This is a genomic window from Bradyrhizobium sp. SPXBL-04, from assembly GCF_051853035.1.
GTDB lineage: Bacteria > Pseudomonadota > Alphaproteobacteria > Rhizobiales > Xanthobacteraceae > Bradyrhizobium > Bradyrhizobium zhanjiangense.
The window spans coordinates 2,038,992-2,065,620 of the sequence record NZ_CP182472.1; the positions used below are offsets into that span (position 1 = coordinate 2,038,992).

The following is a 26,629-nucleotide window of genomic DNA, read 5'->3' on the forward strand; positions in this document are numbered from 1 at the left end:
TGCATCCATGCGGTAAGCACATGTATTATCCTCTCGAACGCTGCGGCAACAGCATGTCCCTAGAAAGACCGCACCAAAGGCCGCCGTGCCATCGGCATGGTCACAACCGTGCAGCGCAAACCAGCTGAAGGCGGCGATCTTGACCGTAGTCATCAGTCGCGTTTAGGACCTTGCGCCCAACCGTGTGAAGATTGGCCAGCGTGAAAGCGCGCGTGGAGCTCAAGGCTTCGCTATGAGCCCTAATTCATATTCGTTGCCAGCGCGGATCATGCGGCAGTTAGTGATCGGTAGTTCAGTAGACCAGGTGAGAAAATGTCCTTGAACGTCGTCAGCTATGACAACCGTAATGGCATCGGGCTAGTGCTGATCTCGAATCCCCCCGTCAATGCGATCTCGGCGGAGGTTGTCGCGGGGTTACGTAAGGCGCTCGACACCTTCGAGGCCGATGCCGCCGCCAAGGCACTCGTCCTACATTGTGAAGGACGCACTTTCGCGGCGGGTGGCGACATCGGTAACTTCGAGGCGCCCGATTTCGACGCTCGGGCACTTAGTTTGCTGCTTTCGCGGTTGGATGCGGCCCCGCGCCCGGTTGTTTCGAGCTTACATGGTACCGTCCTTGGTGGAGGCTTGGAATTGGCAATGGCCTGTCACCATCGGCTGGCTCTACCTGATACACTTCTCGGCATGCCGGAGGTCAAGTTAGGCCTGCTTCCTGGCTCCCAAGGCACCCAGCGTCTTCCGCGCTTGGCGGGAGTGCCGCTTGCACTCGATCTCATCCTCACTGGTCGATTCATCTCTGCGCAGGACGCGCTCGCCGCTGGCATTCTTGACGAGATCGCGGCCGGCGATTCGCTTGTGCTGGGAATTGCCGCAGCCGAACGCCTGGCCAAGACGAACGTACCGACGCGGCGCTCGAGCGCCTTGAAGATATCCGCCGATGCAGCAACCAAGCAGACTCTGGCGGACGCGGCAGCCAAGGCCACAAAGAAGCCGAGTTACCCTGCGCTCGGCGCAATCGTGCGAGCAGTTGAAGCGGCGGTAACTCTTCCATTCTCTGATGGTGAAGAGGTGGAAGCCCGCGAATTTAATCGGCTGCTCTTGAGCAGCACCTCGCGAGCGCTGCGCCATCTGTTCTTCGCCGAACGTGCTGCTGCGCGCATCCCCGGCTTGGCGCGCGAGGCTCGGGGTCGTGAAGTGCATTCCGTGGGCATTGTGGGCGCCGGCACGATGGGAGGCGGCATTGCGATGAATTTTGCGAACGTCGGCATCCCCGTTGTGCTGGTCGAAACCACCGATGAAGCGCTTCAACGCGGCCTTTCAGTGGTGCGTAACAATTACGAGGCGAGCGCCAACAAGGGGAAGCTGAGCACGGAGCAGGTCGAGAAGCGAATGGCCCTCCTGAACGGGTCATTGGATTATCTCTCGCTGGCGAGCTGCGATCTTGTGATCGAAACTGTATTCGAGAATCTGAATATCAAAAAGGACGTCTGCGCGCGACTGGGGCAAGTCTGCAAGGCCGGAGCGATCATTGCGACGAACACCTCGACCCTCGACTTAGACCTCCTCGCAGAAGCAACAGGCCGCCCGGCCGATGTGGTCGGAATGCACTTCTTTAGTCCGGCGAACGTGATGCGCCTGCTCGAAGTCGTCCGGGGAGCCAAGACGGCTCCCGATGTGCTGACGACAGCGATGCGCCTCGCGCGCCGGATCGGAAAGGTTCCGGTGGTGTCAGGCGTTTGCTACGGCTTCATCGGAAATCGAATGCTCGATCCGTACATCCGCGAGATGGAGTTTCTATTGCTTGAGGGCGCAGAGCCACAACAGATAGACTCCGCCATCCAATCATTGGGCATGGTCATGGGGCCTTGCCGGATGTCCGATCTGTCCGGAGTCGATATCGGCGCAAAGGTCGTCAATGGCCGCCTTGAAGCCGGCGAATTGCCGCCCGATCCGAGCTATCGTGTGGTTGTGCGGAAGCTGTTCGATTTGGGTCGTTACGGCCAAAAAACCAAGGCTGGCTATTACCGCTACGAGGGCCGAACTCCGCTGCCTGACCCGAAGATCGTCGACGTCTGCGCCAATCTGGCACGCGAGCATGGAATCGTTCGCCGCCACGACATCACGGACCAGGAGATCATCGAGCGGCTGATGTACCCCCTCATCAACGAGGGCATTCGTATCCTTGACGAAGGTATTGCTTACCGGCCAGGCGATATAGACGTCGTGTGGACCGCTGGATACGGTTTTCCCGATTACCGAGGCGGCCCAATGTTCATGGCCGACCAAATCGGATTGTCGGAAATCAAGACCACACTCGATCATTACGCCCGCACACGAGGAAACCAGTTCGGCTACTGGACTCCGAGCCGCCTTCTGGAATCGCTTGCGGCGACCGGCGAGCGCATAGGCGACTGGGCCAAACGATGAATCGTTCGCGAATCTAAGCGCAACGGTCACCTGCGATATATCACCATGCGTGAAGTAGTCATCGTTTCCACCCAACCCGCATCCCGATCAGACGCGCCTTCAGAGCGCAGCATTCAACAACATCAAATCTCCAATTCGTCTCGGCATCCAATCGCGGCCGGCGGTGTTGCGGCCAATCGCTGCCTGATTGGCCATTGCTGCACAAATCCCGACCACGCTTACCATCGCCGCGTCGTCGATGGTGGCTCTTATATCGGCTTCGATCAAATCGGGATGGACTATCACCAGCGCGACGACGTCCGTGCGGACAACTTGGCAAAATTTGTGCACGCTGGCTATCGTGCATAGGTCATCATGAGCATGGATCGCATTTGCGGTTGGCTCGGCAAGTCCACCTGCCCGCTCACGGCCGAGCAGATCGCCAAGGTCGAACGTCTGAGATCGGAGGGACTTTATCAGGCACACCTACATGTTCACTAACTCTAACCCATGCTGCACGCCCGTGGTGTCAGCTAAGCAGACATCGTCTCTATCCTGGAAGACAACCCGCGACGCTTCTTCGCTGGTGACGCTCTGCCGGAAAGAGCGGCGAAGTAGCTGGCCGGCGTATAGTCGAGCGGCGAGTTCGATCCACGCGTGAGTCCGCCTGAGCCTTGTGCGCGGGATCAAGTGCCGTCATCTCGCGTGCCTCGACTAGGATTGGTACGCTAGCTTCGATCTCCGCGACTGTACCGGTCTCCGTTTCTGCGAGCACGCGGCCGGGTGATTGTGTTTCCGCTTTTCGGCGCAGAGGTTTCGTCGGACATCGAAGACTACGAGGCGCTCCTCGGCGCACGACGAAGCTGATCCCGTTACGATGTGCTACACATCTGGCCAACTGGCCGTTCCAAAGGCGTGGTATACTCGCATCGCTCGACCGTCCTGCACACGCTCGTGGCGAGTCTCGCCGGCTTCTGGGCATCGCAATGCACGGACATCGCGACGCCTATTACGTCGATGTTCCACGTCAACGCCTGGGGCATCTCTATCGTGCCTGGGCGCACCTCCATGCCGATGATCTTCTCGATCTGAAGCAGGTCGAAACACCTACGCTTGCTGTCGGTGTGCCGATCTGGACGGCGTTAATGCAAACTTTTGAGGCTGCCCAAGCCGAAGGTTCGGCCGGCCGAGGTCGATGGAAGTTCCGAAGGCAATGCACGCAATAACAGGTTCGCGCTTTCGACAAGGAGGGCGTTGGATGGAGCAGGGGTGGGCATGACCGAGACGTCACCTGTTGGCACCCGCTCATTCGCCGGGCCGAACTACGTGATGCCGACGACAACGAAAAGTACCGCGGGCACCCTGGCCGGCGTGCGCGTGCCACTTATGGATCTACGCTTATGGGGTGACAACGGTGAGCAACCGTGGGCGCGCATGGCTGGGCCGAGTGGCAGAAAATCGACCGGCAAGTTGTGGAAAGTGCAGCTGCGCGAACGCTCTCCGAGTGAGATCAGTCGCCGCCTATCACCGGTTTATGCCATTAACCCGGATCGAATGTATCAGTGGTTCAAGGTCGGCTCATCGTAGGCCGACTCTCCCAAAAGCCGAAATGGTCAGTGATTTTGCAGAGCAAAGGAGACCACGTAATCTGTTCCTGTAGCCCTTCTGATTCGATCGTGAACGTCCCGTTCGATCTTCTGCCGTTTTAACGGCTCAAGCAAGCAAACCTGCGATGAAACGAGAAGGTGGTCAATCGGACCGTAAACCCTCTGACCCTGAAAGATCGAGCAACGATGGGCCCAATATTGTCCAGCGGGACATTAGGAGCGTCGAGGCAACACCAGAGAGGTCTGAGTGAACGCGTCACTCGATCCCGTACCGATCAAGTGACCGGATAGTCTGATTCCTTCTCAGCCCATCAATATCATTCTGGTATTGACAGCGCCGAAATTGGTATTGGCGCCTGGCGAAGTCGTCCGCCTAACGATCAAGATATGGTTGCGATAGCTCCCGGGCAGCGCCCGTACAAATCGAAAGGTTACATGCGCACAGCTCGCCAGCCGAGAGGTTTCTCGTGAACGACGCCAACCGCGACTTGGTCATCGGTGGGACGGGCCCCACGGGACCCAATATTGTCAATGGTTTGATTGCGCGCGGATACCGGGTTACGGTGTTTCATCGGGGTACTCACTGCGATGAGATCCCGGCCTCAGTCGAACACATACACGGCGACCCGCACTTCATCCAAACGCGGAACTCGGTTATCGAGTTCTCGGCTGGTCAGGCCATGACGAATTCAGTTCAATGGTACGCTGAGCGCCGCCAGGCGCTAGCAGAAGAAATCGAGAAAGAACTCGGCGATACCTTCGACTACGCGGCCGAAGATCAGTTGGCGGCAGGCGGCAGGGTCGCCAGCCATTGCTCGCTCGCAATAAGCGCCAGGATGCCGAACGACCACACCCTTACCCGCACCCGCGCAAACCAGGGCTTCCACAAGATCATCGCGGCCGATGAGACACTCTCGGCCGACTTATCTGTTCTCAGTCCAAAGGCATCTTACATGATCCATACGAAATTGACACGAGCCCAGATGAAGGACCGCGTTGAAAATGCCGTTCGTAGGCTCCAGACGCTGGAGTCCACATACGAGACCATCACTATCGGGCAACTGGTTTCAATGCGAGCGCGCACCCACGGCTCAAAGATTGCGGTCGACGACTTCGAGCGAGGCAAGCGCGCGACTTACTCCGAAGTGGACCGCTGGTCCAACAAATATGCCCATGCACTACGCGCGTTCGGTGTGCGCAAAGGCGATCGTATCGGCATCATGCTCCCCAATCGCATCGAGTTCCCGATCCTGTGGTTTGCGATCGCAAAGTTGGGAGCGGTCATGGTTCCGATCAATATGCGCTATACTCCGAGGGAGATCGAGTACGTTCTGAGCGACACCCAGGCAAAATTCGCTGTCGTCGACGAGTCCGTACAGTCCGTTCTCTCCGCAATGAAGCCTTGGCCGCAAGACCTCGCTAAAGAGCGAGTGATTGTAGTAGGAGTACCTTCCCAGGGGGCGGGCACTACACTCGAAAAACTGGTAAAGGGCTTCGACGAGACGCCGGTAGACGCGGATGTCGGCGCGGATGATCTTCTCAACATTGCATACACCTCCGGAACGACGGGTTTTCCAAAAGGCTGCATGCAGACGCACGATTTCTGGGGCGTGTCATCCTACGGGCTTGCCTACACGGACTATCAGCCGTACGAGAGATATCTGTCTTGGTCGCCCTTCTTCTACCCTGAGACGCAAGGGCAGGTTCTGAGGTCGTATCGCCAGGGTGGCACGGTTTACCTGGCTTCGCAAATGAGCTCGTCGCGATTTATCGGTTGGCTGAAAAAGTACCGCATCGAGTGGTGTTCGTTTCCCGAACTGGTCACACGCCAACCTGAAAGCTCCGACGATGCATTGATGGACTTGAAGCAGGTTCAGCATTACGGCGGCTGGAGTGCTGACTCGATACGCCGATTTCGCGAGCGGTTCGGCGTCCGCGGGCAGAATAATTATGGGATGACAGAAATCGGATGGGGCACAGTGATGCCCAACGACATCGATCACGAGGGGGCTCCGTTCGGCATGCGCGCCCCATTTCGGGCTCTGAGGTTGGTCAACGATGACGGTAGCGAGACGCCAGTCGGACAAGTTGGAGAGCTCTGGGTAACTGGTCGCGGGCTCTTCAAGGGCTACTGGAACAGGCCAGAAGCAAATGCCCAATCGTTCGAGGGCCAATGGTTCAAAACGGGCGATCTCATGCGCCGCGACGAGTTTGGGTTTTATTGGCTGGTCGGACGGACGAAGGACATGATCCGTCGCTCCGGCGAGAACATCGCAGCTCGCGAGGTGGAGGCCGTCATTCGCGAGATTCCCGAGATTGAGGATGTGGCGGCGGTTCCCGTTCGCGACCTTAAACGCGGCGAGGAGGTCAAGATTCACGTGCAGCTAAAGCATGGCGTCACGCCCGACGACTTGCCTGTAGAGCGTATTCTCGATCATGCTCGTGCGCATCTTGCCGCTTTCAAGATTCCGCGATACGTCGCCTTCACCGCAGCGCTTCCGAGGACCAACTCCAGCAACAAGGTGCTTAAGCGTGAGCTGATGGACGTCAGAGATCCGCTGTCCGGCACCTACGATAGCGAGGAAAAGCGATGGCGATAGAGCCATCCACTTGAGCCGGCCCAACTGAATGCGGGGGCAGAATCGCCGCAAGGCCATAATCATCAGCAAGTCGGCCGGACTGCATTCCGCCCGCCGCAGCGCGGCTTGCCAATGAAGGCCGGGTGTGCCTCTTCACGACAACGTGGTTAAGCGTTCACTGACCACCGCTCCAAGAGTAATTGAGGCACGTCCTGCTAGTGCTCGGCTATTGGCGTGCGCCGTGAGAAGGCGGCGCTTTCCAGTGGGTGCAATTCCCACCCGGCGAAACGCTCCAGCCGGAAGCAATCGGAGCAGCTATGGAGGTGACGAAGTGGCTGAAGCCTTCGGATAGCTGTCACGATATACGGTGACGGCGCGAGTGTGCAGGCCGTAACGCGAGTGAACGCTGAGCAAGCCTCGAAAAGGACGATGCACAGGCCGACCTGACGGCCATATCAGGGAAGGCTGACACGACTGGGGCGACGTGAGCGAAGCAATACCTCCAGTCGCTGTGCCGGGGTAGTGGCGACGGCATGTACACAAAGAAAGCGTACGCAACACGGGAGGCCCCAAGGCGTGGTCAGGGATGATCAACCGGACGCCCGCGAGGGACAGGCCGGGCGCCTTGGGGTGGCGGAGAGGTTTGTAGTACCGCTGAAGCCGGGTAACGCCGGCGGAGGGAAGGGACCTCAGTTCAAGACGAACGCAAGACGTAGTGAGGGACCTGGGGATTGGGCAACCTAACGACTCCAAAGAGTGTTCAGAAACTGCAGACGGCGTTACACGCGAAAGCGAAGGCAGAAGCTGGCTACCGCTTTTACGCTCTGTACGACAAGGTCAGCCGGGAAGACATCTTGGCCCATGCCTATGTTCAATGCCGCTCCAACAAGGGCGCACCGGGTGTAGATGGGCAGGACTTCGCGGACCTCGAGGCGTACGGGGTGCAGCGGTGGCTTGGCGAACTGGCGCTTGCGCTCAGGCAGGAGACGTATCGACCGGACCCTATCAGAAGAGTGTACATACCGAAGGCCAATGGCAAACTCAGGCCATTGGGCATCTCGACCCTGCGTGATCGGCTCTGCATGACAGCAGCGATGCTGGTGCTTCAGCCGATCTTTGAAGCCGATCTTCCACCAGAGCAATATGCCTATCGCACCGGGCGAAACGCCCAGCAGGCGGTGGTCGAGGTGGAAGCGCAGCTGTTCCGTGGCCATCCGGAAGTCGTGGACGCCGACCTCGCGGACTACTTCGGAAGCATTCCACATGCCGAACTTCTCAAGTCGGTAGCGCGCCGGATTGTTGATCGGCGCGTGCTGCATCTGATTAAGATGTGGCTGGAATGTCCCGTGGAAGAAACCGACGACCGAGGAAGGAAGAAACGGACGACCGAGGCACGGGACAAGCGGCGAGGCATCCCGCAAGGCTCACCCATCTCACCACTGCTGGCGAACCTGTACATGCGTCGGTTTGTGCTGGGATGGAAGATGCTCGGGCTGGAGCGAAGCCTCGGCTCTCGCATCGTGACCTATGCCGACGATCTCGTAATCCTGTGCAGGCGGGGCAAAGCTGAAGAGGCCTTGCGACAACTGCGCATGATCATGGGAAGGTTGAAGCTGATGGTCAACGAGGAGAAGACACGAATCTGCAAGGTACCGGAAGGAGAGTTTGACTTCCTGGGCTACACGTTCGGGCGGATGTACTCAGCGAAAACCGGCCAGGCGCGCCGGGGCTACCGGCCATCGCGCAAGAGCATCAAACGCGTGACCGAAAGCATTCACGCGCTCACCGCCCGATCAGGAACTTGGCAAGAGACCACGGAGCTCGTAGGCCAGTTGAACCGCACGCTGCGCGGATGGGCGAACTACTTCAATGTAGGCACCGTCACCAAAGCGTATCGGGCGCTCGACAATTACGCGGCTGCGCGGTTGCGCCGGTGGTTGCGCTTCAAGCACAAGGTCAGGCGACGCAGGGGCGGGACTTATCCACTCTCGCACCTATACGGGTACTTCGGGCTCGTACGCCTAACCGCGCTTGGGCGCGACATGCCGTGGGCGAAGGCTTGAAGTCTTGTCCGAGAGCCGGATGCGGGAAATCTGCCTGTCCGGTTCGATGAGCGGGATGTGGAAACGGAGCCAAGGGTGAACCACTAAGGCACCGCCAGACGAAAGAGGCGGCCAACAGATATGTTCAGCCTACCGCCACCGCGCCACATCTCGACTCTACCTCTCCGAAATCGGTATTGGAGGCGCGAGGCAATTCGCCTAACGACTGAGACGATGAATCCGACATACTCTGATTATTGAGAGCATGGGGGCCTCCTCCTTGATCATGCTGACAGCGCCGATCACACTGTTCGACAACGTTGAGGATCCGCTGGCAGACCGGCTTGTCTGCTGTTTTCTCCCGACTTGGACTGGGCCACTGACGGACTCCGGCACCGCCCGATTTTGGGTTGGACCACTCGAATCTTGAGCTTCAAATGCAACTTGCCAAAGCCCGCACGCACGACCACCACGTGACGGCCATCGCCGATTCTCTTTTTCGTCGAAGCCTGACGTTAATGGGCGATTTTGTGGACAACGGCATCACTCACCGTTAGGGCCGCCGGTCCTTTGGCCCGTCCGGGTTCTCCGGGCGAGAAAAGGCCGGAGCCTCAAGTGAGGCTCCGGCAGTAAGGGAGGAAACGCCCTGGGAAGATTCCGCGGCGCCGACGATGGCCGCAGTCCCCAACCGAAGGTCAGAAAGGCTTGTAGCCCAATCGCGCTACGTCAGTGGTGCGAAATCAAAGCCACTCTGGTGACAACTGTGTGGCTACACTTCTCACGTCCGCGAGGCCATTCGTGACCGCAAGCTGCACGCACGCTGCACGGGGTGCTGCACAGACTTGCCTGTGCCGCTGAAAAGCTGGCCGTCTGGCGCTAGATGGAATCAGCCATCTCCCCATCTGCAGTGTGCACCCAACGAGGTATGCAACAATGAATACCTACTCCGGACCCGTTTTCGAAATGGCCCGCCGCCAGTTCGAGACAATCGCCGATTATCTGGAGATTCCGGAGGGCCTTCGTGCGCGTCTTCTCTATCCGAAGCGTGCCATCACAATTGCCTGTCCAGTCAACTTGGATAGCGGGACGACTGCCGTTTTCCAGGGTTTCAGAGTGCAGCACCATCTGACTCTTGGACCTACAAAAAGGTGGGACCAGATTTGCTACGACGGTTGACATGGGAGAGGTCGCTGCGCTGGCAATCTGGATGAGCTGCAAATGCGCGCTCGCCGGCTTGCCTTAGGGCGGCGCAAAGGGCGGCGTCACCGTCGACGTTGCGAAGCTCTCCGGACGCGAACTCAAGGCGCTGTCGCGACGCTACATGCAGGAGATGATTCCATTCGTGGGTCCGCACATTGATGTCATGGCGCCGGATATGGGGACAAACGAACAGGTCATGGCCTGGTTCATGGACACCTATTCCATGTATCAGGGCAAGACGGTCAGCGAGATCGTTACGGGTAAACCGGTTTCTTCCGGTGGGACGGAGGGACGACGCGAAGCTACCGGTCTGGGGGTGGTGCATCTCATTGCCCGAGCGATGGAGCGCCTCGCGATGGAGATGAAAGGTTCAAGGTGCATCATACAGGGATTTGGCAATGTCGGATCGGTAGCCGCCGAAGAGCTGGACAGGCGGGGCGCACGGATTGTGGGCGTGTCGGATCATAGCGCGTCGTATTCGATAGACGCGGGCTGGATGTCGCCCGACTCGTCGCTATGTGCGGCGTACTGGTAAGCTGGAAGGCTTTTCCAGTGAATTCCTGTTCGATCCTGCACTTATGCTGCTCCAGGAATGCGATGTTCTCATTCCTGCAGCGACCGAACGCGTGATTCATGGACCGGTTGCGTCCAAATGCCGAATCCTCGCCGAGGGCGCAAATGGTCCAACGACACCTGATGCGGATCAGATCCTTGACCGACGCCGCTCGGAGGTGTTCGTTATTCCGGATATCCTGTGCAACTCCGGCGGGGTTGTCGTCAGTTATTTCGAATGGGTGCAGCGACTTCAACGCCTGTTCTGGGATCGTGAGGCGGTTCTTTCGCGTCTGTTTAGAAAGCTCGACGAGTCTTTCGAGAAAGTCGTAAGAAGAGCCGAGAAGGATCAGGTTTCGAACAGAACCGCGGCGATGGCGCTTGGAGTTCAGACTGTGCTCGAGGCGAAGCAGACCAGAGGGTTGTTTCCGTAGAGCGATCGCTCTGCCTTGTGTCGGAAGCCACACTAGCGTCGCTGCTCCTCGTTGCGGAGGCCGTTCTCCAGCCAGACGCGCAATCTCTGGATCATAGGATCGCGGGAGCGTCCTGGTCTGATGTGCAGGTAATAGCCGTTAAGTCTCACGTCTGTCCTCAAGAGTTCAACGAGCTTACCACCATTAATTTCGTGACCGACAGTTACTCGGGACGCCAGCACTATTCCCTGACCTGCGAGAGCGGCGTCGATCGCCATGTTAGCGTCCCAGAGCAGAGGCCCCCTCAGCGGGTGCTTCAGCTTGCCACCGGCGGCCTTGAGCCAAGTTGTCCATTGATGACGGCTCTCTTCGTGGATCAATGGTAGCTTCGAAAGCTCGGCCAGGTCCTTCGGCTGTCCGAATTCCGAGATCCAGTCCTTGCTGGCAACCGGAAACATCCGCGGACTGATCAGCCACCTTGCGCCCGCAGGTAGCTCCTCTCTGGAACCGAACCCGATCATGACGTCCGCTTCCGACTTCGCAAAGTCGGGCAAACGGTCAATTGCCCTGAGCACGATCTCCGCTCCGGCCAGCGTGCGTTCAATCTCTGAGAGTCTTGGTGCGAGCCAGCGAGTGGCCAGACCGGGCATGGCCCAAATGCGCAACATTCCCTTCCGCGTAGGCGGGCGGAGCTCGACCGCCGCGGCAGCAATGATCTGAAAGGCCTCGGAAACAGCCCGGTGGAAGATCGCGCCTTCCTGTGTGAGTATCGTACCCCGCGGTCCCTTCTCGAGAAGTTTACGACCTGCCCAGTATTCAAGGTTGCGGACGTGACGACTTATGACGGTGTGGGTTACGCCGATATCATCGGCCGCCTTTCTCATGCTGCCAGTTCGGGCAGCTGCCTCGAACGCCCGCACCATTACCAGCGGCGGCAGCTTGGGCGATTCAAAAAGAATATCGTCCGAAAGCCTTATCGAGCGGGTCGGGATCGCGCGTGGCTTCATGTCAAGACTCTTATTCTCGATGGAAACTCGTGCACGGCCACAAACAATGAGCGACGATGGAAGAGCAAGCGAGGTCAGCAATTGATCAGCGATCGTGGCAACTGCACGGTCTCGGCCGGCAGCGGCCTTCCTGTTCAATGTCGCACCGCCGCAAGACCATTTAACCGGGGACTGTTCATAAATCCAGTGGTGCTTCTGGTGGACCACTCCGTTGCAATCAAACCGATACCGACGAGGAGCGGAGGTCCGGTACGACTCGGGACATCATGGAGGAGATCGTCCGGTGTCCAACAACGCTCTGATTCAGTCCCGCCGCACGGCCGCAGTTCCGCGGGGGCTTTCATCTGCATTTCCTGTTTTTGCTGCCCGCGCCGAAAATTCGGAACTCTGGGATGCCGATGGCAGGCGGTTCATTGACTTCGCCGGCGGGATAGCGGTTCTAAACACGGGGCATCGCCACCCGGCGGTCGTGGCTGCAGTGCAGGCTCAACTCGCAGCATATACTCACACCGCCTTTCAGGTCATCCCCTACGAGCCATACGTCGAGTTGTGCGAACGCCTGAACAGGCTTGCGCCTTTCAGCGGTGGTGCCAAGACCATCCTGTTCTCAACCGGGGCGGAAGCGGTTGAAAACGCCGTGAAGATTGCGCGCGCCCATACGGGGCGCACTGACGTGATCGCGTTCACCGGTGGTTTTCATGGCCGTACCCTCATGGCGAGTGCGCTTACAGGAAAGATCGCTCCTTACAAGAAGAAATTCGGCCCCATGCCATCAGGCGTGTGGCACGTGCCGTTCCCCGTCCCGCAGTATGGCATCTCGGTCAACGATACGCTCAGGGCTATCGACGGACTCTTTCGAGCGGACGTTGATCCTGCAAACGTCGCCGCGATAATCATCGAGCCTATTCAGGGTGAAGGCGGATTCCATGCCGCGCCGACCGAATTGCTCAACGCGCTTCGGCGGATTTGCGACGACAACGGGATCGTGCTGATCGGGGACGAGGTGCAAACCGGGTTCGGGCGCACCGGCAAGATGTTTGCAGTCGAACATTCAGGCGTGGAGCCTGACCTCCTGACAGTAGCCAAATCACTTGCAGGCGGTTTTCCACTTTCGGGAGTGATTGGGCGGTCGCACATCATGGATGCTCCGGAGCCGGGCGGGCTAGGAGGGACCTATGCCGGAAGCCCGATCGCGTGCGCGGCCGCGCTTGCGGTTCTGGATGTGATTGCGAGCGAGGGACTCCTCGAGCGAGCGAACAGAATCGGGACATTGCTGAAGGACAAGCTGGAGGGCATCAGCAAGCGAAACGATGCGGTCCCCCTCGGCTTTATCCGCGGTCCAGGAGCAATGGTTGCGTTTGACGTCCTGAAGGCGCGGGGGGGCGCCGAACCCGATCCAGACACGACAAGACGTGTTATCCAGGCAGCGCTCGAAGATGGGCTGATCCTTCTCGCTTGCGGCGTGCATGGTAATATCATCCGGCTGCTAATGCCTTTGACCATTCCGGACGCCGTCCTGACGGAAGGGATCGCGAAGCTCGAAATCGCTCTCACCACTGGTTGCTGACCGGGATTATCGAATGCTCAAGCCAGTACCGCTGGTCGAGCGGCTGTCGGACCGCTCCCTATTAAAGCTGCAGGCATATATCAACGGACGCTTCGTCGGAACTGCTGACACTGCTGTCGTAAACCCGGCGAGCGGCCAAGAAATCGCAGCCGTACCCGACCTTGGCTCTGCCGAAGCAATTGCATCGGTCGATGCCGCCGCTGCGGCCCTGGCAGCCTGGGCTACGAAAACCTGCAAGGAGCGCAGCTCGGTATTGCGGCGGTGGTTTGAGCTCGTGGTTGCCTCGCGCGAAGATCTTGCTGTCATTCTCACGAGCGAGCAGGGCAAGCCGCTGGCTGAGGCCCGGACTGAAGTCGATTCCGCGGCTGCTTACATCGAGTTTTATGCCGAAGAGGCCAAACGTGTCGCTGGTGAGCTTCTTCCCTCGCACCGTCCGGACGCGCGTATCCTGGTACAACGCCGTCCGATTGGCGTCATGGCAGCAATCACGCCCTGGAATTTTCCTGCAGCGATGATCACCCGAAAGATCGCGCCAGCGCTCGCGGCCGGCTGCACGGTCGTCGTGAAGCCGGCGCCGGAGACGCCGCTCACAGCCCTCGCTCTTGCAGAGCTGGCAGATCGTGCCGGATTCCCGGCCGGCACCCTAAATGTGATTACCGGAGACGCCAGAGCGATCGGATCCGTTCTTACGACCCATCCAGCGGTACGGCTTGTGGGTTTCACGGGATCCACGGAAGTCGGCAAGCTGCTTATGAGTCAGGCAGCCGCGACGGTCAAGAAAGTTGCCCTCGAGCTCGGCGGCAATGCGCCTTTCATCGTCTTCGATGATGCCGACCTCGATGCTGCGGTTGACGGTACCATCATTTCCAAATTTCGTAATATGGGGCAGACCTGTGTCTGTGCCAATCGGATCTACGTTCAAGAAGGCATCCACGAAGCCTATGTGAGGAAATTGTCTGCGAGAGTTGCCGCCCTTCGTGTCGGTGATGGCCTGGAAGCGACCGTCGACCAGGGACCGCTGATCAACGAACGGGCGCTCACGAAAGTGGAAACGCATCTGAAAGACGCCCTGTCGAAGGGTGCCTCGATTGTAGTTGGTGGCGAGCGGCACGCCCTGGGCGGGACGTTCTTTCAGCCTACGGTCGTTCGCGATGTAACGAACGATATGCTGCTGGCCAGCGAGGAAACGTTCGGCCCAATTGCTGCGGTCCTTCGCTTTAGAGCGGAGAGCGAAGTCATCCAGCTTGCCAACAATACAACGGCCGGGCTCGCCGCCTACTTCTATGCAAAGGATGTCAACCGCATCTTTCGTGTCCTCGAAGCCCTCGATTTCGGCATGGTCGGTATCAATACCGGTCTGATATCGACCGAGCTCGCGCCGTTCGGCGGCGTGAAGGAGAGTGGCAACTCGCGCGAAGGGTCTCATCACGGAATTCTTGAGTTCACGGAACTGAAATATGCCTGTTTGGGGCTCTCGGCTTGAATTAATTAAAACCAGCAGGGCTGCGGGGTGCCTGCACGGCAATTCCAATCCGGTATCGATCGCGCCGAAATTGGTATTGGCGTTTAGGCGGTCAGAGCAACAATGCTGATTGGCGCAAAGAAGATCAAAAGCGTTACGCTACCAAGGAAGAATTCACCCGTGTCTAGCTCTGCGCGAGGCGCGCCGACCAGTTCCGCCACGGCTACCGGACCATTTGGTCGCCGCTCGTGGCGGCGTCAGCCGAAATCACCCCTGCCGACATCGATTGTCAACGAAAGAGAAGATCAGCAATGACTGATAGCGCCTCCTCAATTGTAGCCCCTTGGCGCATAGGCGTTGACGTGGGCGGCACGTTCACGGACATGGTGTTGCGCGATGAAATAGGCCAGGTGCGCATCTTCAAGTCGCCATCCGTCACCGCGGATCCCAGTGAGGGCGTGCTCAGTGTTTTGAGGGTTGCCGCCGCTGAACTTGATCTGCCGCTTCCTGCGCTGCTGCGGGACTGCGCTTTGTTCGTGCACGGCTCGACTGTCGCCACCAACACGATCCTGGAGAAGAAGGGCGCGCAGGTTGGGATGTTGACCACCTATGGCTTCCGGGATTCGCTGGAGATCCGCCGCGGCATTCGCGAGAACCAATGGGACCATCGTGCGCCGCCGCCGCAGGTCCTGGTGCCACGCTATCTGCGCCAGCCGGTGCGAGGCCGGATTGCCGCCGACGGTGCCGAGGTGGCGCCGCTGGTCGCCGGGGATGTGGCCAAGGCTGCCGATATTTTCAAGAAGGAAGGCGTGGAAGCGGTCGCGATTTGCCTCTTCAACAGCTTTCTTGACGGCCGGCATGAGCGCGAAGCCCGCGAGGCGCTGGTAAAGAGCTGGGGTAGCGACTGGATCTCGCTCTCCAGCGAGATTATGCCGACCATGGGTGAGTACGAGCGCGGCTCGACCGCCGTGGTGAACGCCTATGTCGCTCCCAAGGTCACCCGCTATCTCAAGGCCCTCGACGAGCGCCTGCGCGAACTTGGCCTGCCGCGCTCGCTCCTGATGTTGCAGAGCAATGGCGGCGCCGTCTCGGTGACTGAAGTCGCCAATCGCCCGGTGATGCTCGTCCTGTCCGGACCGGCCGCGGCAGTCGGTGCGCTGCGGGGATGCGCCGAGTCGCAGGACCAGGCCAACTTCATCTCTATGGAGATCGGCGGCACGAGTTGCGACGTCATGGTGATGGCCAAAGGTCAGGTGCCCGTCAGCGACCATCTGGTCATCGACGGCTATCACCTGACCACGCCCTCCGTGGAGATCCACACCGTCGGCGCCGGCGGCGGCACCATCGCCTGGATCGATGCGGCCGGCCTGTTGCACGTCGGCCCGAAGGGGGCCGGTGCGCAGCCGGGGCCCGCCGCCTATGGACTGGGAGGCGAGGAGCCTACAGTGACGGATGCGCAACTAGTGCTGGGACGAATGCGCGCAGGCAAGCTGGCGGGCGGCGCAGTGACGCTCAACCTGGACCTGGCGCAGCGCGCGATCGAGACCAAGCTTGCGCGCCCGCTCGGCCGTTCCGTCGAAGACGCGGCAGCCGGCGTGATCCGCCTTTTGGAGCAGAACCTGTTGCATGCGGTCGAACGGCTCAGCATCGAGCGGGGGCACAACCCCGCCAACTTCACCTTGGTTGCTGCAGGCGGCGCCGGTCCCATGCATGGCGCTGCCGTTGCGCGCGCCTTGGGATGCAAGCGGGCGCTCTTGCCGCGCGCCGCCGGCGCCTTCTGCGCCATGGGTACCCTGCAGTCGGATGTGCGGCAGGATTATATGAAGGTCTTTGTCGCCGACCTCGACGAGGTTGAGCGCTCCGCACTCGAAGTGGCTTTTTCCCAACTCGAATCCCGTGCTCGCGAGGCCCTGGCGCGACAGGGCTTCGCCGAGAAGAGCACCATTCAGCGGGAGATCGATCTTCGCTATGTGGGTCAGCAATGGCCTGTGCGGATCACGCTGGTGAGCAATCGTTTCGATGAAGCGGCAGCACGGCAGTCCTTCGAAGCCGAACATCAGCGCCTGTTTGGGCACATTCAGCCCGGCGGTCGCCTCGAGATCAGGGCCTTGCGTGCTGTCGGGCGTGGCAGTCTGGACTGGTCACTCCCGCCGGCTCGGACGTCCAAGCAAAAGCCTCCTGCGCCCCGACAAAGACGTCCCGTGTGGATCGATCCGGCGCTGGGATGGCAGGACACCCCGGTCTACCACGGCGACGATCTTCGTCCTGGCTGCAAGCTGCAGGGGCCGCTCTTGATCGAAGAGCGTACGACCACGGCCTTCGTCGGTCCGGGCGACATTGTAGAAGTCAACGCCACCAACGACTTCCTGGTCCATATTGGAGCTGCCGCATGAATCCCGCTTTGGACCCCATTACACTCGCACTTGTGCAAAACCGCCTCGATCACATCTCGCACCAGATGGGATGGGTGATGACGCGCACCGCCAGATCTCCGCACCTGACCCAAAGTCACGATTTCTCGTGCTTCATTGCCGATGCCCGCGGCATCGTGATGAGCCAGGCCGACGGCATCCCGATTCACACCGGCGGAGGCGGCTTTGCCGTGCGCGCGATCCTGCGCGACTTTAAGGACGCGATCGCCCCGGAAGACGTCTTCTTGCTGAGCGATCCGTACACCGCCGGCGGTAATCATCTGCCCGATTGGGTCATTGCTCGGCCTGTCTTCGTGACGGGCAAGCTGGTGGCCTTTGCCTGCAATCGTTCGCATCAGGTGGACATCGGTGGCGGTGCGGCCGGTACTTATAACTCGGCTGCCACCGAGATCTTCCACGAAGGCATCCGCCTGCCGGTGCTGAAGCTGATCGAAGCAGGCTGCGTGCGCGAGGACCTCTGGCGCCTGCTGCTGCTAAATACGCGCATTCCGGAGGGGCTCGACGGCGATGTGCGCGCCATGATCGGCTCGACCCGCATTGGCGCGGAGCGCATCGCAGCGCTTGTCGAGGAGGTGGGGGCGAATCGCGCCGGGGAGTTCTTCGAGGCCGTGCTCGACCACGCCGACCGCCGCTTTCAGGCCTCCGTGTCCCGCTTGCCCAAGGGCACCTGGAAAGTGGAAGAGCCCATGGATCACGATTGCTTCCAGCCGGTTGACAGCGTGGTCGCGCTCACGCTGACAGTCGGCGAGTCTGGTCTGATCGTCGACTTCAACGGGACATCGCCGCAGATGCGCGGCTTCAAGAACAGCTCGGTCGCTAACAGCACATCGGCGGTGTTCATGGCGCTGGCCGCGTTTTTCGAACCGGATCTGCCCAAGAACGAGGGCGCCTTCCGCAGCGTCGAGATCCGCTTGCCGGAGGGCACGCTGGTGAATGCGCTGCCGCCAGCGGCCATGACCGCAAACACGGTGTACCCGGCCCACGAAATCATCCACGCGATCTGGAAGACGTTGGGCCATGCGCTACCTGAACGTGCTGCGGCCGGCTGGCCGAAAATGGTATCGGCACGCATGTCGGGCGTTCGCCCCAACGGCGACCGCTACGTCATGCATAACTTTCCGGCGGCGGCGGCCAGCGGCGCCGTTGAGGGCCGCGATGGCATCAACATCATCGGCAGTCTCTGTACGCTCGGCGGGCTCACATTGCCCAATCTTGAGGACTACGAGCAGTTCTATCCAGTGCGCTTCAATCGCCAAGAGTTCCGCTGTGACGGCGGCGGTCCCGGTCGCTTTCGCGGCGGAACGGGGTGCGACTACGAGGTCGAACTGTTCACTCCGGCGGAATATTCCTTCATGATCGGCGCAATCCCTGGGGGGCGACCATCCTCCTTCGGTGTTGAAGGCGGCAAGCCGGGCGCAACCACCGTGCCGACGCTCTTGCTGGCCGACGGCACCAAACTCCACCCCGAGAATCGCAATGTGGAACAATACGGGCTCACGACCTACCATTCCCTTGCCCCGGGTGGCGGCGGATTTGGCGACCCCAGAACGCGCGATGCTTCTAGTGTCTTGCGCGACGTACGCGACGGCGTCGTGAGCGTCGCGGCGGCCGAGCGGGAATACGCTGTGGCTATTACGGCAGACGGATGCGGCATCGAAGAGGCCAGGACCGCGCAACTGCGCCGAGCTGCTGCATGACTTGTCTCATCCTAGCGTGTTACGTGATGACCGCGACAAAGCCGCGAGCCTCGAGGTAACGGAGCAAGAACACGAAATGGCCATCACATACGATGGATGCGGCATCGACGAACTCCACGATTTAGCAGGTCCGCAGCGTCTAGGTTGTGCGGCGTCCTATTGAACTTTCAACATGGAATACGAAACATGACCACACTGCCCCAGACCGGTTCCGATTGGAATAACCTCAAGGCTCACCTGCGCGACCTAAAGAAGGGTGACGCCAAATGGAAGGAAGGGCGCCTTCCCGTCTATGTCTACTACTACACCGAGGAGCTTCTGCGGATCTCGCACGAGGCCTACATGGAGTTCTTCAACGAGAACGCGATGGGCAGCACGGCATTTCCGAGCGTCGCCCAGCTCGAGAAAGAAGTCATCGAAATGGGACTGGATCTTCTCGGCGGTGGCCCACAATCGGGAGGGACGTTCACCAGCGGCGGAACTGAGAGCATCTTTCTCGCGTTGAAGTCCGCAAGAGAGTGGGCGCGAACCGAGAAAGGTATCGAGCGCCCAAAGATCGTGATGGCTTATTCGGGACACGTGAGCGTGGATAAGTCTGCTGGCTATCTCGGGATGGAGACGGTGCGCACGCCGCTGCGACCGGATCGCCGCGCCGACATCAAGGCGCTCGAAGCAGCGATCGATGAGCGCACATGTATGCTCTACGCCTCGGCTCCTGGGTATCCGCATGGCGTCATCGATCCCATCGAGGAGATTGGAGCGCTCGCAAAGAAGCACCGCCTGTGGCTGCACGTGGATGCTTGTGTCGGCGGATTTCTCGCGCCCTTTGTGCGCGAAATCGGCAACCCGATTCCGCCGTTCGACCTGTCGGTCCCCGGCGTCACCAGCTTGTCCGCCGACCTACACAAGTATGGCTTCGCCGCGAAGGGCGCGTCCTTGTTTCTCCTGGCCAATGCTGAGAACAAGAAGTACCACCGCTTCGAATTCAGTAACTGGCCACGCGGCTCATTCCTGTCACATACCTTCCAGGGCAGCCGGGCGGCTGGCCCCATCGCGTCGGCCTGGGCGGTGATGAATGCGCTCGGCCATGAAGGCTATTGCGAGATCGCGCGAGTGATTATGGACACGAAGAAGCGGCTGATCGCCGGTGTGCAGAAGATCAAGGGACTTCGAGTCCTTGAACCCGGCGATCTGTGCATCCTGATGTACGATTCGATCGACCCGAGAGTCGACGTCTATGCCGTCGCGGAGCACATGGGCAAGAAGGGCTGGTTCGTCGGTAGATCGACCACGCCAAAGGCGATCCATGTCGTGCTCAATCCCGCGATGACCCCTGCGCTCGATCAGTACTTGATCGATCTTGCTGAAGCCGTCGAGCATGTGCGCAGCACGCAAGAGGTTGGCAACGTTGATCACCGCTCCTACTAAGGTCCGGGAGGGGGACAGCTCTACAAGTGATTCCCTTCTGGGCAGATGACTTACCAAAAAACGAACCGTCGCGCTGTCGACTTTGGCGGGCGTGGCCACCGCCAGTCAATTGTTCAACGACTGAAGGCGTGCCCGCGGTGATCGGCAAGCTCGATCTCGCGGTGGACGCGCGAACTCGATAGCTGGGGTAGCGTGATCTTTAAAGGGTTATTGGAACATGCCCGAAGCAGCTGCCGAGGTGCTTGACGGCCAATGGTCAAAACGGTGCAAATGATGCACACGACCAGCCGCAGCAACTGGCGCAGTCGAGAGCTTCGTGGCGCCGATGGCCGGTCACGGCAAGCACAGCCAGATTCAAAGGGTCGTCCGCCCGCAAGCCACTCTGGTTTACATCATGACAATGGAAATTCCGCGCTCAACCTGCAGGATATGCGCCAACTGGCATTGCGGAACTTGCCGGACTTCGTCACCCAGCTTCGTCGAAACGGGCGGCGGAAATGGAGCTGGATTACGCCGGAACATCGATGGTTGGCAGCAGTTCACGTTGCTTGCGCGATCACTGATCAAGGTGACACCTGTCTCCACCGAGCGAACGATGTTTGGCAGGAGATATTCACTTCCCTTCAGGATATCTGCCGTCATGGGTCTTTTGGTCCAACGCTGACGAGATCTTGGCGGAGGTTGCGCGCGAGGCAGATATCCCCTTCATGCTGTCCCGGATGGCCGGCAGTTCAGTCGAGCGTGTTGCGCGCGTGGCACCCGACTACACGTGTTTCAACTCTACGTCCCGAAAGACTCAACACGGTGTGAACCGTGCTCGCGACGCCGGCGTCCGAGTCCTAGTTCTCACCGTGGATTTTCCAGTGCCCAATCGAAATGAATCGGCGCAGCGTACGGGCGTCTGGTACTCGGGAGGTCCAAAGGATTGGCGGCAACGGCCTTCCGTTATCTAGGATCTGTTGCGTCATCCGGGATGGGCATCGCGGTTCTTGTTGAATGGCGGCGTGCCGATACTGGGAGGATGGGAGCCCTGTGCCGCCAGGGGAAGCAATACGCGAGCCGTTCTTGAGTATGATGGGTTGCGCATCCTATGAGCAAATTGATCCTTGGCTGACACGTGGCGGCGCAGCGCGCTCGTCCGCCGTTGTTAGCGAGTGATGATTTCTTGACTCCGATCGGGGCCTTCCCATTCAGTAGTCTGGAAGACCTCGGATGCCCAATTCAAGGTCCAGTCGCTGCGGCCAAATACCATCTCTTGTTGGCGACTCCGGCGCGAAGGGGCCGAGGAAGCGGTCGAATCTATTCAACACATTGCGCGCGGGTCGGTCCGAGTGATCGCGCGCAAATCCTGCGCTTGGAGGTGCGGACGCCGCGGCGCACCGGTCCGCAATCGCTTATAAGATAGCTTCCCGGCGGACGACTGCCGCCCATTCCAACTTGATATTGCCTCCACCAGAATTGGTATTGGTCTCGCCAGGCCGGTTCGTCCACAATTCGTTGCACCACTTATAAGCTCTGGGGAGCTCAAAGGCCATGGACAAATTTGTCTTGGAAACGAAGTCAACATCTCCACTGCCCGACACGTCAGCTCTTCGGAACCTGGCTGGCAAATTGGGCGTCGACGCAGTTATCGCCACAGCCCCTGAGAATTTCGTTTACGTATCCAACGTCTGCCTTATGAGCGTCAAGCATCTAAGACGGCAGGCGTTTGTTGTCCTGCCTGAAGCCGGGCACCCCATGGCGCTCGTTGCTACCACCGAGCGCAAGCAGATGAGTGAGGAGAGCTGGATCAAGGACATTCGCACTTACATGGAGTTCGCAAATCACCCGGCGGACGCACTCGCAGACGTGCTCGTTGATATTGGGAAGGACCACGGCACAATTGGTATCGATCTCAATTACCTGCCCGCCGCCACGCATGCGCGACTTGCGGGCAGGCTGCCCAATGTTCAGTTTATCGACACCAGCGAGAACATTGCCGCAATTCGCGCAGTCAAGTTGCCGGGTGAAATCGAGCTGCTAGAGCAGGCTGCGAAGCAAACGCATCGAGCGGTGCTGGATGCGATGAGCGCGAATAAACTGGGCGAGACTGAGCGAGTCATGGCGAATCGAATCGGTGACGGTATCGTCAACAATGGGGCTGAGGAAGTCGGGTTTCTGATTTTCGGGAGCGGCCCGCGATCGTCTTTCAATCACGCCCGCCCTGCTGATCGGGTGCCATTGAAGAGCGAGATCATACGCCTTGATGTTGGTGGCAGATACGGCGCGTGGGGCAGCGATTTCGCGCGGACCTATTCAACCGGAGAGCCCACACTGCTGCAACGGAACACCTACCGCAAGCTCTGGCAGCTCCAAGCATCGACCATCAACATGATTCGGCCAGGTATGGGGGCGGAAGACCCCTTTTTCTTCTGCAAGGAACAGGCTGAAAAGCTGGGGCTGAACTTCAAGATGGCCTGGGTCGGTCATGGTTACGGCATTGAATCTCACGAATTCCCGATGATCCGGCCCGGCGAAAAAGCCAAGCTGGAACCGGGCATGGTATTCAACATCGAGCCGATGGTCACCGACTCCGACGGCGCGATGTATCACCTTGAAGATCCTTTCGTCGTAACCGAGCAGGGGACACGCTTATTGACTATGGGGTTCGCGCCTCGCGAGATCCCGATCATTGGCCAGCCGATACAGTTGTAAGGGAAGCCTCGATCTCATAGGGTGAGTGCATAACGTCTCCGTGGCCGGGACAATTTCACTTGTCGCCTTCGCTGCTTAAGTAACCTGCCCGATTGCTATTGGTAGGGGCTCATGGCGGCGCGGAGGTTCCTTCACACAAGACGAAAGCGGACCGGTTAGCTGCCGTGCCGGGTCTAAAGAACCTTCACTCGTCCCCGGGTGCCTTCCGCAATTTGCATTCATTCGTCGGCTGCGAAGAATCTGTCAAGCTCTTGAACCGAGGTGCCATGACGCCTCGGAAGCTTGCAATAGGCCTCGAAAAATCCTGCGAACCGTTGCCGTTGCCTCTGTTCTGCATCAGAGGGCGATGCGATCGAGCAAGGACTAATTCACGGACAGGCCGACAGTTACCCTCAGCAGATCGCAGGCCATCATCCACGTGGGGACCCCCTCGTGGAACTCGTGCAAGTCTCGGCGCGACGCTTCTCGAAGAGAAGCTTACGGCGGGTCCAGGATGTGCCCGGATCGGGTAGCGCGCCAAATTGCGTCCTTTTAGTCTAAATGAGCTCCACAACACGTGGCCCAAGCTGATCGGATGCAATTCCAATCTGGAATTTCTCCCATTTGGTATTCGTGTCTGCGAAGGCGGCAATGGCAGCGTGTTGGTGAATTTAGAATTGATTGAACTTCGAATGACAGGGGCCTTATGCGAAGCCCTTGTTGTTAGTTCTGCTGTTTGCATTAACTTGTTAAGCAGAACATCTGGCCACTGCAATTCAAAGACCTAACCAACATACGGGAACATGAAATTGACCCTTGCTAGATCAGAAGACCAGCGGTTTGCAGAGCACGGACTGTCCGAGGCGGACATCCGCGCGCGTTTGGATGACCAAAGACGCGAGGACTTCGTTTGGAATAATTCGCGTAATTTGAAAGCTGCCTACTACGCCGGTGACGACGTCTTTCGGCTCGCCCGCGACACCTATGCTCAATTCCACGGCGACAATCTGCTTTACGGCAACGCGCTTTATCCCAGTCTTGTGCGGATGTCCTCGGACGTGGTCGGCATGGCGTTGGACCTTCTAGGGGCAGATGCGAATGCGTTCGGAACAGTTACCTCGGGGGGAACCGAAAGCATTATCCTTGCGGTAAGAGCGGCCAAGAACTGGGCGGAGGCGGAGCGTCCGACCAAGACGGTGCCCGAAATCCTCATGAGCCACACCGCCCATCCAGCTTTCAACAAGGCGACCGAACTCCTCGGGCTTAAAGCAGTGCGCGTGAGATCAAATTCTGAGTTCAGCGCCGATGTCGAGGCGCTGCGACAGCATGTCAACGAGAATACGATCATGATCGTTGGATCGGCGCCGACCTACCCGACGGGTAGCGTCGACCCAATTGCGGACCTTGCGCAGATCGCGAATGAGAAAGCGCTATGGCTGCATGTCGATTCATGCGTCGGCGGGTTCTTCCTACCGTTCGCAAAGGAATTTGATGACATTCCCGCTTTCGATTTCACGGTAGGGGGTGTCAGATCTATTTCGGCGGATCTGCATAAATACGGCTACACAAGCCGTGGTGCGTCGCTGCTGTTATTGGCCGACAAGCGTTTGGAACAATATCAGCGCTTCTTCTTCGATGCGTGGCCGACCGGTGAATTCGTGACCCTGACGATTGCCGGATCGCGGCCTGGTGGCGCCGTGGCTTCGGCATGGGCCGTTATGAATTTTCTCGGGCGGACGGGCTACCGTGAGCGAGTGAAAAAGATCATAGAAGCGCGTCGCGCACTCGTTTCCGAGATCAACTCTATAGACGGGCTGCGCATCCTTGGCAGGCCCAAGGCGGGCATTGTCGGAATTGGCGCGGCTGACGGCGCCGATATGCGCGCTATTCGTCAAGACTTGATGGACAAGGGCTGGAAAATCTCCCAACTCGTCGATCCCGTGGGGATGAACCTCCTCCTAAATTATACGCACAGCGCTATCGTGCGCGAATTGGCAGACGATCTGAAGCAGTCAGTCGTCAACGCGAATAGCGGTCGAACCTCCGGAACTTCCGAAGAAGACAGGTACGGGACATGATCGCAGGCGAGCTGGCCCTATTCAGAATAGTCGGCTCACGTCAGACCGGATCGGATCATCAATCTGAAGCAGGAGATTGGTCCAACCCGGGCGCTCGATCGATCGCGAGTTCGCGTCGAACCATAGCGAGAAGAGCTGACCGGAAAGAGCTGCTTCGAGCGCGCCACCTCACTGCACTGGACCTGATCGGATGATGGAGCACTACACCGCAAGGCCGCCGGCGCCGATGAATACAACTAGAGGAATGATTCAGATGCCTCTTGCGGCGAGGTCGTGTCGACACGATGCAGTACCCTCCTTTGGAGCGGGAAAGCGAACTTGTTAAAGAGTCAGCCCTGAGCCTCATCGATGACGTCTTGCCACGCGCTCAGCGCACCCTCCCGATAAGCTGTCGCCGCCTTCCGAAACCTGGATGCTGATCTCGCTTTCACGGCATCGAGCATCGCTTCATGTCCAATATTGGAGCTAGCGCGCCGTTCAGGCCGAAGCTCGAAGATAGATTTCGATCCACGTCTAAAGAAATGAGTCGCAATCTCGTAAATCTTGTTCTTGAGAAATTCATTCTTGCAAGGCGCGCGGAGCAATGGATGGAATTCATCATTTAGCTGGCTATATTTGCTCCCGACGTTCGTCTTCTTTAACCTCTCGTGGAGCTCTGTCAGCATCGAGATTGTATCTTCGGTGTGATACGGAATAGCCTCGGTCATTGCAAGGATTTGAAGGTAACTACCAGTTGCGACTATGTCGTACAGCTCCTTCATCGACACATCGGAGACTGTTGCGCCCTTATGGCTCTCACTTACTACGAGCCCATCGCGCCGAAGCATGTACAGAGCTTCCCGGACCGGGAGCATGCTCGCGTTGTAGCGAGAGGCGAGTGCGGCCAGACGCAATCGCGTACCTGGAGAAAGTCTTCCTTCCAAGATTTCATTCTTGACCGCTTCGTAGACATAATCGGTTTTCGTAGACGGCCTCTTCACGTTCATATTACACATCCAAAGGCTTGGTCGCGCCACTCGACATATTATTAAATCAATCGCACCGGTCAACGAACCGGCCCTCAAGTGATCCGAGTTATTTGGGACCTTCTAATTATTCGGGTCCCCCTAGCGTCAACTAGTCGGACTGGACTCTTGCTTCGCCCGCGCGGGATCGTTCCCCAATTGCCGAGCATATTAGATCTTTCGACATTCCCCCGCATAATTTGGGAGCGCGAGGAAGTAAGGAGTCTCGCGCGGGCGCATGAACTTGCCGACTTCGATCCCTAGTCATTGTGGTCGCATCTTTCCCTTGGGGTGTCATTAAAAGCCGTGCCGATAATTCATCGGTCCCTGGCGCCAGGGTGCGGGCATCGCAAAGGAAGTTGCTTTCATAGATTGACCACGAAATGTGTGTGCCGGGGAGATCGATCACGGGCCCCAATGGCCTGTGCGCATTGCCTTGAAAGTCAACCGCTCCGAAGCAGTAGCAGCACGTCGGGTCTTCG

General features: G+C 58.9%; 16 protein-coding genes and 1 pseudogene. 15 read left to right on the forward strand and 2 right to left on the reverse strand.

What is annotated here, in order from left to right; translation table 11 throughout:
• Positions 1-318: 318 nt before the first annotated feature.
• The 6 genes and pseudogenes from ACNJX8_RS09435 (at position 319) to ACNJX8_RS09460 (ending at position 10,820) form a co-directional block, all read left to right on the forward strand.
• A complete protein-coding gene (locus ACNJX8_RS09435) occupies positions 319-2,427 on the forward strand; it encodes a 3-hydroxyacyl-CoA dehydrogenase NAD-binding domain-containing protein (RefSeq protein ID WP_439360376.1) in 2,109 nt (702 codons plus the stop codon).
• Between the two features lie 45 nt (positions 2,428-2,472).
• A complete protein-coding gene (locus ACNJX8_RS09440) occupies positions 2,473-2,775 on the forward strand; it encodes a hypothetical protein (RefSeq protein ID WP_439360377.1) in 303 nt (100 codons plus the stop codon).
• A gap of 906 nt (positions 2,776-3,681) precedes the next feature.
• A complete protein-coding gene (locus ACNJX8_RS09445) occupies positions 3,682-3,993 on the forward strand; it encodes a hypothetical protein (RefSeq protein WP_439360378.1) in 312 nt (103 codons plus the stop codon).
• Positions 3,994-4,480: 487 nt separating this feature from the next.
• Positions 4,481-6,613, forward strand: a complete 2,133-nt coding sequence (locus tag ACNJX8_RS09450) for an AMP-binding protein (RefSeq protein WP_439360379.1) — start codon at positions 4,481-4,483, stop codon at positions 6,611-6,613.
• Between the two features lie 710 nt (positions 6,614-7,323).
• Complete coding sequence (ltrA, locus tag ACNJX8_RS09455) at positions 7,324-8,655, forward strand: group II intron reverse transcriptase/maturase (RefSeq protein ID WP_439360380.1); 1,332 nt, start codon at positions 7,324-7,326, stop codon at positions 8,653-8,655.
• A gap of 912 nt (positions 8,656-9,567) precedes the next feature.
• Positions 9,568-10,820: pseudogene (locus ACNJX8_RS09460) on the forward strand (Glu/Leu/Phe/Val family dehydrogenase).
• Positions 10,821-10,852: 32 nt separating this feature from the next.
• Here the strand turns inward: ACNJX8_RS09460 and ACNJX8_RS09465 are convergent.
• Positions 10,853-11,944 carry a LysR substrate-binding domain-containing protein gene (locus tag ACNJX8_RS09465; protein ID WP_439360381.1) on the reverse strand — a complete coding sequence of 364 codons (1,092 nt, stop codon included), beginning with the start codon at positions 11,942-11,944 and terminating at the stop codon, positions 10,853-10,855.
• 145 nt (positions 11,945-12,089) lie between these two features.
• Here ACNJX8_RS09465 and gabT point away from each other — a divergent pair, with 145 nt between their 5' ends.
• From gabT to ACNJX8_RS09510, 9 genes are all read left to right on the forward strand, one after another.
• A complete protein-coding gene (gene gabT, locus ACNJX8_RS09470; RefSeq protein WP_439360382.1) occupies positions 12,090-13,373 on the forward strand; it encodes a 4-aminobutyrate--2-oxoglutarate transaminase in 1,284 nt (427 codons plus the stop codon).
• A gap of 13 nt (positions 13,374-13,386) precedes the next feature.
• Positions 13,387-14,856 (forward strand): NAD-dependent succinate-semialdehyde dehydrogenase, encoded by a 1,470-nt coding sequence (locus tag ACNJX8_RS09475; RefSeq protein ID WP_439360383.1) that lies wholly within the window; start codon positions 13,387-13,389, stop codon positions 14,854-14,856.
• Between the two features lie 290 nt (positions 14,857-15,146).
• Positions 15,147-17,228: a hydantoinase/oxoprolinase family protein gene (locus tag ACNJX8_RS09480; RefSeq protein ID WP_439360384.1), complete on the forward strand. Its 2,082-nt coding sequence runs from the start codon at positions 15,147-15,149 to the stop codon at positions 17,226-17,228.
• Positions 17,225-18,964: a hydantoinase B/oxoprolinase family protein gene (locus ACNJX8_RS09485; protein ID WP_439360385.1), complete on the forward strand. Its 1,740-nt coding sequence runs from the start codon at positions 17,225-17,227 to the stop codon at positions 18,962-18,964. Before ACNJX8_RS09480 ends, ACNJX8_RS09485 begins: the two co-directional genes overlap by 4 nt.
• Positions 18,965-19,123: 159 nt before the next feature.
• Positions 19,124-20,392 (forward strand): pyridoxal phosphate-dependent decarboxylase family protein, encoded by a 1,269-nt coding sequence (locus ACNJX8_RS09490; protein ID WP_439410320.1) that lies wholly within the window; start codon positions 19,124-19,126, stop codon positions 20,390-20,392.
• 400 nt (positions 20,393-20,792) lie between these two features.
• A complete protein-coding gene (locus ACNJX8_RS09495) occupies positions 20,793-21,056 on the forward strand; it encodes an alpha-hydroxy-acid oxidizing protein (RefSeq protein WP_439361861.1) in 264 nt (87 codons plus the stop codon).
• On the forward strand, positions 20,992-21,345 hold the full coding sequence (locus tag ACNJX8_RS09500) for an alpha-hydroxy-acid oxidizing protein (protein ID WP_439360387.1): 354 nt from the start codon (positions 20,992-20,994) through the stop codon (positions 21,343-21,345). The genes ACNJX8_RS09495 and ACNJX8_RS09500 overlap by 65 nt, the downstream gene beginning before the upstream one ends.
• A 580-nt stretch (positions 21,346-21,925) precedes the next feature.
• On the forward strand, positions 21,926-23,086 hold the full coding sequence (locus tag ACNJX8_RS09505) for a M24 family metallopeptidase (protein ID WP_439360388.1): 1,161 nt from the start codon (positions 21,926-21,928) through the stop codon (positions 23,084-23,086).
• Between the two features lie 782 nt (positions 23,087-23,868).
• Positions 23,869-25,143, forward strand: coding sequence for a pyridoxal phosphate-dependent decarboxylase family protein (locus tag ACNJX8_RS09510; RefSeq protein ID WP_439360389.1), 1,275 nt, complete (start codon positions 23,869-23,871; stop codon positions 25,141-25,143).
• A 329-nt stretch (positions 25,144-25,472) separates the two neighbouring features.
• On the opposite strand, the gene ACNJX8_RS09515 is transcribed toward ACNJX8_RS09510, so the two are convergent.
• Entirely contained in the window at positions 25,473-26,129 is a 657-nt protein-coding gene (locus ACNJX8_RS09515; protein WP_439360390.1) for a GntR family transcriptional regulator, read from the reverse strand.
• Positions 26,130-26,629: the final 500 nt, after the last annotated feature.

Bases quoted from the DNA above. Each gene is read 5' to 3' on its own strand.
- ACNJX8_RS09440 (WP_439360377.1), top strand. From the start codon at position 2,473: ATGCGTGAAGTAGTCATCGTTTCCACCCAACCCGCATCCCGATCAGAC.
- ACNJX8_RS09445 (WP_439360378.1), top strand. From the start codon at position 3,682: ATGACCGAGACGTCACCTGTTGGCACCCGCTCATTCGCCGGGCCGAAC.
- ACNJX8_RS09475 (WP_439360383.1), top strand. From the start codon at position 13,387: ATGCTCAAGCCAGTACCGCTGGTCGAGCGGCTGTCGGACCGCTCCCTA.
- ACNJX8_RS09480 (WP_439360384.1), top strand. From the start codon at position 15,147: ATGACTGATAGCGCCTCCTCAATTGTAGCCCCTTGGCGCATAGGCGTT.
- ACNJX8_RS09485 (WP_439360385.1), top strand. From the start codon at position 17,225: ATGAATCCCGCTTTGGACCCCATTACACTCGCACTTGTGCAAAACCGC.
- ACNJX8_RS09495 (WP_439361861.1), top strand. From the start codon at position 20,793: ATGGAAATTCCGCGCTCAACCTGCAGGATATGCGCCAACTGGCATTGC.
- ACNJX8_RS09505 (WP_439360388.1), top strand. From the start codon at position 21,926: ATGGACAAATTTGTCTTGGAAACGAAGTCAACATCTCCACTGCCCGAC.
- ACNJX8_RS09510 (WP_439360389.1), top strand. From the start codon at position 23,869: ATGAAATTGACCCTTGCTAGATCAGAAGACCAGCGGTTTGCAGAGCAC.
- ACNJX8_RS09515 (WP_439360390.1), bottom strand. From the start codon at position 26,129: ATGAACGTGAAGAGGCCGTCTACGAAAACCGATTATGTCTACGAAGCG.